Consider the following 1,105-nt stretch of genomic DNA (forward strand, 5'->3'; position numbering starts at 1 on the left):
CGGGCGCGCGCTTCCAGCTCCTCGACCGCGCCGCGCCACGAGCGGCCGGCGGTGGTGGCGGCAAAGAACACCTCCGAGGGCGTGTACTGCGGGTACAGCCGCCGGTATTCGGCGATCACCACCGAGGGCAGCAGGTCGACGTACTGCTGGGCTTCCAGTTTGGCCGGCAGTTCTTCCCAGCTGAGCGCATGGTGCTTGGGGTCGTTGCCGAGGAAGGCACGGGTCTCGTCGCGGGTGTTGCCGATCACCATCGGGATGCCGGCCGACTGCGCGGGGGCCTGCGGCCAGAACGGATGTACCGGCAGGTTGCGGGCATCGAGCACCGGCCCCAGGTACAGCGCGGTGTTCTCCACGCGCGAGGGATCGCGCAGCTTCACCGCTTCGAGCAGCTGCGCCATCGGCAGGCGCCGCAGCGTTTCGGCATCACCCTGGAAATGGTCCAGCACCTGCTGCGCGCGCTGGCTGGCCGCGCGCGGGCCAGCGGCGGTGACCTGCTGCCCGCTCATCGTCCACGCCTTGTGGAACAGACCCTGCGCGGCCGGCATCGCCATCAGCGTGGCGATCTTGGCGCCGCCGCCGGACTGGCCGAACACGGTGACGTTGCCGGCATCGCCGCCAAATTCCGCGGCGTGCTGGCGCACCCACTGCAGCGCCTGCACCAGATCCAGCTGGCCGACGTTGCCGGAGTCGGCAAAGCGCTCGTCGCCGAGCTGGGCCAGATAGAGGTAGCCGAACAGGTTGAGGCGGTGGTTGACGGTGACCACCACCACATCGCCGCGCCGGCAAAGATTGCCGCCGTCGTACAGCGGATCGCTGCCGGAGCCGTTGTTGTAGCGCCGCCGTGGATATAGAACAGGATCGGCCGCTTGCCGCCGTCGCGCAGCGCCGGGGTCCAGACATTGAGGTAGAGGCAGTCCTCGCTGCCCGGACCTTCGCTCCCGCCCTGCGGTGCGGCCGGGCCGTAATCGAGCGCATCGCGGATGCCACGCCACGGTGCTTCCAGCAGCGCCGGCTGGAACCGGCGCGGTGCGGTATCGCCGCCATAGGGAATGCCGCGGAATACATGGACGCCCTGCTCGGTCTGCCCGGCGACCCTGCCGCTGCG

The 1,105-nt window shown here is 70.0% G+C and carries 1 pseudogene; it reads right to left on the reverse strand.

Annotated elements, in window-relative coordinates:
* Window positions 1-1,105: pseudogene (locus JCM9942_RS16530) on the reverse strand (carboxylesterase/lipase family protein); the annotation flags it as partial.

It is taken from the genome of Stenotrophomonas pictorum JCM 9942 (assembly GCF_001310775.1).
Taxonomy (GTDB): Bacteria; Pseudomonadota; Gammaproteobacteria; order Xanthomonadales; family Xanthomonadaceae; genus Stenotrophomonas; species Stenotrophomonas pictorum.